At 70.7% G+C, this 7701-nt stretch carries 6 protein-coding genes, 1 pseudogene and 1 riboswitch; of the genes and pseudogenes, 4 read left to right on the top strand and 3 right to left on the bottom strand.

Annotated features, from left to right (window positions below; genetic code table 11):
- The 3 genes and pseudogenes from C2142_RS39760 to gcvT form a co-directional block, all read right to left on the bottom strand.
- Positions 1–258 (bottom strand): annotated as a pseudogene (locus tag C2142_RS39760) (serine hydroxymethyltransferase); the annotation flags it as partial.
- A gap of 134 nt (positions 259–392) precedes the next feature.
- Positions 393–770 (bottom strand): glycine cleavage system protein GcvH, encoded by a 378-nt coding sequence (gene gcvH / locus C2142_RS13435; RefSeq protein ID WP_148642853.1) that lies wholly within the window; start codon positions 768–770, stop codon positions 393–395.
- A gap of 99 nt (positions 771–869) precedes the next feature.
- Positions 870–1991: a glycine cleavage system aminomethyltransferase GcvT gene (gene gcvT, locus C2142_RS13430; RefSeq protein ID WP_148642852.1), complete on the bottom strand. Its 1122-nt coding sequence runs from the start codon at positions 1989–1991 to the stop codon at positions 870–872.
- 233 nt (positions 1992–2224) lie between these two features.
- Positions 2225–2330: riboswitch (glycine riboswitch) on the bottom strand.
- A 148-nt stretch (positions 2331–2478) separates the two neighbouring features.
- Here gcvT and C2142_RS13425 point away from each other — a divergent pair.
- The 4 genes from C2142_RS13425 to C2142_RS13410 all read left to right on the top strand — a co-directional run bounded on the left by C2142_RS13425 (position 2479) and on the right by C2142_RS13410 (position 7674).
- Entirely contained in the window at positions 2479–3273 is a 795-nt protein-coding gene (locus C2142_RS13425) for an enhanced serine sensitivity protein SseB (RefSeq protein WP_148642851.1), read from the top strand.
- Between the two features lie 180 nt (positions 3274–3453).
- Positions 3454–4389 carry an enhanced serine sensitivity protein SseB C-terminal domain-containing protein gene (locus C2142_RS13420; RefSeq protein WP_148642850.1) on the top strand — a complete coding sequence of 312 codons (936 nt, stop codon included), beginning with the start codon at positions 3454–3456 and terminating at the stop codon, positions 4387–4389.
- A 471-nt stretch (positions 4390–4860) separates the two neighbouring features.
- Positions 4861–5850: an ABC transporter permease gene (locus C2142_RS13415; protein WP_148642849.1), complete on the top strand. Its 990-nt coding sequence runs from the start codon at positions 4861–4863 to the stop codon at positions 5848–5850.
- Between the two features lie 54 nt (positions 5851–5904).
- Entirely contained in the window at positions 5905–7674 is a 1770-nt protein-coding gene (locus C2142_RS13410; protein ID WP_148642848.1) for an ABC transporter substrate-binding protein, read from the top strand.
- The last annotated feature ends 27 nt before the right edge of the window (positions 7675–7701 follow it).

Raw genomic sequence — 7701 nt, 5'->3', positions numbered from 1 at the left:
GAACAGGGCAGGGCCTTGATCCGGTCGATCGCGATCTGCTCGACCACGTCGACGTGCTCGCAGCCGCCGTAGTAGCGGCGGCCGGGGTAGCCCTCGGCGTACTTGTTGGTCAGCACCCTGGGCCTCCATGACCGCCACCGGGGCGAAGTTCTCGGAGGCGATCATTTCCAGGGTGGTCTGCTGGCGGTGCAGCTCGGCGTCGACCGCGGCGGCGATCTCGGGGTCGAGCGAGTGCAGGGACTGGTTGAGAACCGTCATGGTGTGGTCTTCCCGGGAGGAGAGAAGGAGGTCCCGCGCGTGGCGCGCCCCCGCGGGGGTGGCGGCGGGCGACGGGAGGGAGGGACGGCCGGCGGCGGGGCGGCCGCAGCGCTGCGGCCGCCCTGCCGGGTGGCTCAGGCCGGGTTGGTGAGGGCGTCGTACTCGGCGGCGCTCAGCAGCTCGTCGGTCGACTCGACACGCACCTTGAACAGCCAGCCGCCCTCGAACGGGGCGCTGTTGACCAGGGAGTTGTCGTCCAGGACGTCCTGGTTGACCTCGGTGATCTCACCGGTCACCGGCGAGTACAGGTCGCTGACCGACTTGGTGGACTCCAGCTCGCCACAGGTCTCACCCGCGGTCACGGTCTCGCCGACCTCGGGCAGCTGCACGTAGACGATGTCACCGAGGGCGTCGGCCGCGTGGGCGGTGATGCCGACCGTGGAGACACCGTCCTCGGCGGCGGTCAGCCACTCGTGCTCCTTGGTGTACTGCAGGTGCGTGGGGTTGCTCATGGCGTCATTCTCCAGGATGGGAAGCGGGTACGACGAAGCGGCCCGGCGGCCGGGCACGCCTCGGCGGGGGAAGCGGAGGGGGGAAGCGCGGGGAAGGGGTCAGCGGGCGCGCTTGTAGAAGGGCAGCGCCACGACCTGGACCGGCTCGTGCTTGCCGCGGACGTCCACCGCGACGGTGGTGCCGGGGGCGGCGTGCGCCGCGTCCACGTAGGCGATCGCGATCGGCTTGCCCAGGGTGGGGGAGGGCGCGCCGGAGGTGATCCGGCCGATCGGGGCGCCGTCGGCGGAGACCACGGTGTACTCGGCGCGCGGCACGCGCTTGCCCTCGGAGACCAGGCCGACCAGCACCCGCGGCGGGTTGGCCTCGGCCTCGGCGGCGGCCTTCTCCAGCGCCTTGCGGCCGACGAACGCACCCTCGTTGGTGGTCTTGTCGAAGCGGACGACGCGGCCGAGACCGGCGTCGAACGGGGTCAGGTCGGTGGAGAGCTCGTGCCCGTACAGCGGCATGCCGGCCTCCAGGCGCAGCGTGTCGCGGCAGGAGAGGCCGCAGGGGACGAGGCCCCGGTCGGTGCCGGCCTCGGTCAGCGCCTGCCAGATCTGCTCGGCGTCGCCGGGGTTGCAGAAGATCTCGAAGCCGTCCTCGCCGGTGTAGCCGGTGCGGGCGAGCAGCACGTCGCGGCCGGCCACCTGGGCCGGGAGGATCGCGTAGTACTTCAGGCCGGGCAGGTCGGCCTCGGTGGTGGCGGCGAGGATCGCGGTGGCCTCCGGGCCCTGGACGGCGATCAGCGCGTAGGTGTCGCGGTCGTCGGTGACGACGGCGTCGTAGCCCTTGGCCCGGGCGATCAGCTCGTCCAGCACCAGCTGGGCGTTGGAGGCGTTGGCGACGACCAGGAAGGCGTCCTCGCGCAGGCGGTAGACGATCAGGTCGTCCAGGATGCCGCCGTCCTCGGCGCAGATCATGGTGTAGCGGGCACGCAGCACGCCGAGCGCGGAGACGAAGCCGACCAGCGCGTGGTCCAGCATCTCGCCGGCCTGCGGGCCGGTGACGGTGATCTCGCCCATGTGGGAGAGGTCGAAGAGACCGGCCTTGGTGCGGACGGCGAGGTGCTCCTCGCGCTCGCTCCCGTAACGCAGCGGCATGTCCCAGCCGGCGAAGTCGGTCATGGTGGCGCCGAGGCTGCGGTGCAGCGCGTCGAGCGCGGTAAGGCGGAGGGACGACATGGCCTGGAACTCCTCGGTCTGGGCACTCAGGGGTGCGCACGCCGGACCGGTCCCGCTCGGAGAGGGACCTGACCTGCGCGCGGGCATGCGGCGGCTGGGTCTCCCCATCTGTCGTCGTACCTGAGAGCTTCACCGCACGCGGGCCCGCAGCTCTTTACAGCTAACAGGACAGCATGGCGGCTTGCACCGTGGGTGGGCGCGCGACCGGGCCGTGCGCCGCTTTCCAGATGTGCCTAATCCGTGCGGTAGGGGTGCCTGAGAGATTCCGGGGAGGACTTGCTCCTTCGGCGCCGGTCCTGCCGCCGTCGGCGGCACTCCGGACTCTCCCGCGCGGGTTCGAGCGGCCGGTATGGAGTTAGGGGGCGGCCCGGCGAGAACGCGGAGCCGCGGACATCATGGCACGTCCGGCGCCCGCGCGGGAGAGGGGCCCCGGGCGGCCCGCTAGGCTGCACGCGTCGACGAGCCAGTGAGGCGGTACAAGGGGCGCATGGGGTACCCGGTGGAGCAGCAGCAGGGGTGGGGCGGTCCGGAGTCGGTGCCGCCCGGCGGCGGATGGCCTGCCAACGAGCTGGAGCAGGTGCTCACCGCCGCGCTCGGCGATCCGGGCGCCACGCCGCGGGTGTTCGAGGTGCTCGCCCGCAGCCAGGTGTGGATCCCGCTGCCGGCCGGGGCCGACCCGCAGGGCCAGGCGCTGAACCTGCCGACCGTGGAGCTGGGCGGGGAGCCGTACGTGCCGGTCTTCTCCTCGCAGGAGGTGTTCCTCCAGCAGGCGCCGGGGATGGCGTTCGCGATCGCACCGGTCTGGGAGTTCGCCCGCGGGCTGCCGCTGGGCGTGGGCATCGCGGTGAACCCGGAGGCGGCGGTCGGCATCCCGGTGCCGCCGCAGGGCGTGGCCGAGCTGCGGCGCGGGCCGCGGGAGGACCGCTGGGAGGTCGCGGAGGCGCCGTCCGGCGGCCGGGTGGCGCTGCGCGAGCCGGTGCCGGGCGAGGACCCGGAGGCCTTCCTGGCCGCGTGCCGCGGTGAACTGTCGGCGCTGCCCGGGGTGCTCACCGCCCGGCGGGCGCTGGCCAGTGTCGAGGGCGAGCCCACCGTGATGTTCGTCGGCGTCCAGCTGGACCGGCTGGCCCCGGCCGACCCGGCCGCCGTGAACGAGGCGCTGGGCCGGGCGCTGGGAACCGCGCCGCTGCCCGGCGGCGTCCACCTCGTACTGCTCGACCTCGCGGAGGACCCCGTGGTCGAGTGGTTGCTCAACCGGGTCCAGCCGTTCTACGCACGGATGTGACCCGGCGCGGAAGCGACGTGCCCCTCCCCGCCCGCCGTCGGGCGGCCCGCGAACGGGTAGGAGGGGCCCAAGGCAGGCACGTCGGCGTGGCGGTGGTCGGTGGCGCCCCATAGGGTGCGTGCAGACACCCGTCGGGCCGGCGGCAGGTGAGGGAAAGAAGAGGCGCAGCGAGGTGGGCGCATGAGTGCGGGAGCGGTAGCGGGCGGTGTACCGGGGCCCTGGGGCCAGGCACCCGCCGGGCGCCCCGGCGCGGATCCGAGAGCGCTGGAACACGCCCTGCGCGAGGTCGCGCCGGAGCGCTGGGAGGCGTACGAGGCGCTGCTGCACGCCCTGGCCGACGGGCAGGTGCTGATGCTGCTCTGGCACGGGACGCCGGGAAGCCCGGACGCCCAGTACGGGAACATGGAGATCAGCGGCCACGGCTACGCGCCGGCGGTCACCTCGCCCGAGCAGCTGGCGGCATCCGGCTGGGCGCGGGCGCACGAGGTGATCTCGGGGCGCGAGATCGCCGCCTCGCTCTACCGGACCCGCTGGGGCCTCTGGCTCAACCCGCACGCCCCCGGCGGCGGGGTCGGCGTGCCCTGGGCGGACCTGCGGCGGATCGCGGCCGGCCTGGACCGGCTGCCGGCCGGGCCGCTGAAGCTGAGTGAACCGCAGGTGCCCGCCCAGCAGTTCTTCGCGCTGCTGGAGCACCAGGCGGGCGAGGTGCGGGCGGTCAAGGCGCTCCGCCGGGCCTGGGTGCAGCCCTCCGTGGGCGAACCGTACCTGGCCATCGGTCTTGAGTTGTACGAGAGTTCACCGCCCGCGGTGGAGGCCGTCCGGGCGCTGATGCAGCGGGCGATCGCGGTCGCGCCGGAGGGTCTGGCCGTCTCCACGGTGGCGATGGGCGACGAGTACGACCCGGTGGCGCTCTGGATGCGGGCCAACGCACGGCCGTTCTACGACCGCGAGGCGGGCGCCCAGGGCCGGCCGCCGGCCACGGTGTACCCGCCGGCGCCCCCGCCGCCCTACGCCTCGCAGGCGGGGCCGGGGTACGGCTACGGCACCCAGCCGCCCGCCCCGGGCTGGCAGGGCCAGCCGCCGCAGCAGCCCTGGCCCGGCTACCCCACCCGCTGACGCGGTAAAGGCCGAGCAAAGAAACCGGTTTGACGATCCGTCGGACCGGTTTCGGCGTTTTCCGGACGAAGTTCCCGTTCGTGCTGGCAGACATCTTGACATGGCTGTTACAGCTGTGTGAAGAGCGGTATGCCGAAGATCGAGAGGCGCATGTCGACAGATCACAGTTGGGCATCTGTCGGTTGTCAGGGCTGGCGCAAGCCAGTTCGGATGGCAGAGAGTTCTGCAAACGCACCGCGCGTGGTTGGCGCCCCACAAAGGCGAACGCGCAGGCGGACCGCTTGATCCACGCGATGCCCATCCCGCGTGGCGGCAGTACCCGAGCACGCAGTACCGCACGTCGTACCGCTGCGAACACCGCCCTGTACCTCCGTACGTCCGCACCTCCGCACGTCCGCACCAGCCGTCCCGCCGATCCCGGCGACCGGCACCCGTGGGCCGGCCACCGTCGGCGAGGGGACCGAACTGACCATGACCGCACCCATCAAGACCGCCGGAAACGCACCGGAGGCAGACGCCGCCGCGAGCCCGGCCAAGAAGATCGAGGGCCGCTCGCTCGGCCAGATCGCCTGGACCCGTTTCAAGCGGGACAAGGCCGCCGTCGCCGGCGGCGTCGTGGTGATCCTGCTGATCCTGCTCGCCGTGCTGGCCAAGCCGATCGAGTCGGTCTTCGGCCTGGATCCCGATGCGCTCAACCAGGACCTCCTGGACGCCAACCTCGGCGGCCTGCCGTTCGGGGACTGGGGCGGCATGAGCATGGACCACCCGCTCGGCGTCGACCCGCTGCAGGGCCGCGACCTGCTCGCCCGCGTCATCGAGGGCTCCTGGGTCTCGCTGCTCGTCGCCTTCGGGGCGACCCTGCTCTCCAACACCATCGGCACCGTGCTCGGCGTGATGGCCGGCTACTACGGCGGCTGGGTGGACAACCTGATCAGCCGGGTGATGGACGTGTTCCTCGCCTTCCCGCTGCTGCTCTTCGCCATCGCGATCTCCGCCTCGCTCCAGGGCGGCGCGTTCGGCCTGCACGGCCTCCCGCTGCACATCATGGTGCTGATCTTCGTGATCGGCTTCTTCAACTGGCCCTACATGGGCCGGATCGTGCGCGGCCAGACCCTCTCGCTGCGCGAGCGCGAGTTCGTCTACGCCGCCCGCAGCCTGGGCGCCCGCGGGCCGTTCATCCTGTTCAAGGAGCTGCTGCCCAACCTGGTCGGTCCGATCCTGGTCTACTCGACCCTGCTGATCCCGACCAACATCCTCTTCGAGGCCGGCCTCAGCTTCCTCGGCGTCGGCATCCAGGCCCCGCAGGCCTCCTGGGGCGGGATGCTCAACGACGCGATCAAGTACTACCAGGTGGACCCCCAGTACATGGTGGTCCCCGGTATGGCGATCTTCCTCACGGTGCTCGCCTTCAACCTGCTCGGCGACGGGCTGCGTGACGCCCTCGATCCCAAGAGCAACTGACCTCTCGTCAGGACCCTCCGATACGCCACCACTCCTCAAGGGGTTGATCCCACCATGCGTAGGTCCCGTACCGTCGCGCTGACCGCAGTGGCTGCCGCCACTGTCCTGGTCGTCACCGGCTGCTCGTCCAGCTCCTCCAAGAGCGGGGACAGCAACTCGTCCTCCGCCGCCTCCTCCGGCGGCGCCGACGCGGCCACCAAGGGCATCGTCAACGCCTCGGACAAGAAGGGCGGGACGGTCACCTACGAGATGAAGGGCACGCCGGACTCGCTCGACCCCGGCAACACGTACTACGCGTACATCTACAACTTCTCGCGCCTGTACGGGCGTCCGCTGACCACCTTCGCCCCGGGCCCCGGCGACGAGGGCAACAAGCTGGTCCCGGACCTCGCCGAGTCGATGGGCCAGCCGAGTGCGGACGGCCTGACCTGGACGTACAAGCTGCGCGCGGGCCTCAAGTACGAGGACGGCAGCGCGATCACGTCCAAGGACGTCAAGTACGCGGTGGAGCGCTCCAACTGGGCGCCGGACGTGTTCTCCAACGGTCCGACGTACTTCAAGGAGCTGCTGGTCGACAACCCGACCCCGTACGAGGGTCCGTACAAGGACGCGGCCGGCGACCTGAAGTCGATCGAGACCCCGGACGACCTGACCATCGTCTTCCACCTGAAGCACGCCTTCGCGGACTTCGACTACCTGGTCTCCGCCCCGCAGACCGTCCCGGTCCCGAAGGACAAGGACAAGGGCGCCGACTACGTCAAGCACCCGCTCGCCTCGGGCTCCTACAAGTTCGAGTCCTACGAGGACGGCAAGCAGCTCACGCTGGTGCCGAACACCAACTGGGACGCGAAGAGCGACCCGATCCGCAAGCAGCTCGCGGACAAGATCCTGCTCAAGATGAACATCGAGCAGTCCACCATCGACAAGGACCTGCTGGCCGGCAACGCCCAGGTGGACCTCGTCGGCGGCGGCGTCGACCCGCAGACCCAGGCACAGATCCTGCAGAACCCGAAGCTCAAGGCCAAGACCGACAACGCCTACGGCGGCCGCCTGGTCTACACCGCGATCGACAGCCACGTCGCGCCGTTCGACAACGTCGACTGCCGCAAGGCCGTCCAGTACGCGATCGACAAGGTCTCGGTGCAGACCGCGATCGGCGGCCCGATCCGCGGCCAGATCGCCAACTCGGTGCTCCCGGCCGACATCCCGGGTCACCAGGACATCAACCTGTACGAGACCAAGGACAACAAGGGCGACGAGGCCAAGGCCAAGGAGGCCCTGAAGGCCTGCGGCAAGCCGGAGGGCTTCTCCACCGTCCTGTCCGCCCGCACCGAGCGCGCCACCGAGATCGCCGCCGCGACCTCGATCCAGGCCGCGCTGAAGAAGATCGGCATCAACGCCGAGATCCAGCAGTTCCCGCAGGGCAAGTACCTCTCCGACAACGTCGGCGTGCCGGCGAAGAACAAGGAGAAGAACATCGGCCTGATGATGATGCAGTGGGGCGCCGACTGGCCGACCGGCTACGGCTTCCTGCAGCAGATCGTCGACGGCCGCGCCATCAAGGAGGCCGGTAACAACAACCTGGCCTCGCTGAACGACCCGGCGATCAACAAGCTGCTCGACGACGCCGCGGTCAACACCGACAAGGCCGCCCGCGAGAAGATCTACGCGGAGATCGACAAGAAGGTCATGGAGAGCGCGGTCTACGTCCCGCTGACCTACTTCAAGGTGTTCCTGTACCGCTCGGACACCGCCACCAACGTCGTTTCCACCTCGGCCTTCTCGGGTGAGTACGACTACCTGAACATCGGTACGACCAAGTAAGAGCCTGGCTCCGCATCCCTGAAGGCA

The organism is Streptomyces sp. CB01881 (genome assembly GCF_002953255.1).
Taxonomy (GTDB): Bacteria; Actinomycetota; Actinomycetes; order Streptomycetales; family Streptomycetaceae; genus Kitasatospora.
Note: the sequence above shows the minus strand (reverse complement) of the source record. Positions and strands in the feature narration are given on the sequence as shown.

Excerpts from the sequence above, each read along its gene's own strand:
- gcvH (WP_148642853.1), bottom strand. The coding sequence starts at position 770 with ATGAGCAACCCCACGCACCTGCAGTACACCAAGGAGCACGAGTGGCTG.
- gcvT (WP_148642852.1), bottom strand. The coding sequence starts at position 1,991 with ATGTCGTCCCTCCGCCTTACCGCGCTCGACGCGCTGCACCGCAGCCTC.
- C2142_RS13425 (WP_148642851.1), top strand. The coding sequence starts at position 2,479 with ATGGGGTACCCGGTGGAGCAGCAGCAGGGGTGGGGCGGTCCGGAGTCG.
- C2142_RS13420 (WP_148642850.1), top strand. The coding sequence starts at position 3,454 with ATGAGTGCGGGAGCGGTAGCGGGCGGTGTACCGGGGCCCTGGGGCCAG.
- C2142_RS13415 (WP_148642849.1), top strand. The coding sequence starts at position 4,861 with ATGACCGCACCCATCAAGACCGCCGGAAACGCACCGGAGGCAGACGCC.
- C2142_RS13410 (WP_148642848.1), top strand. The coding sequence starts at position 5,905 with ATGCGTAGGTCCCGTACCGTCGCGCTGACCGCAGTGGCTGCCGCCACT.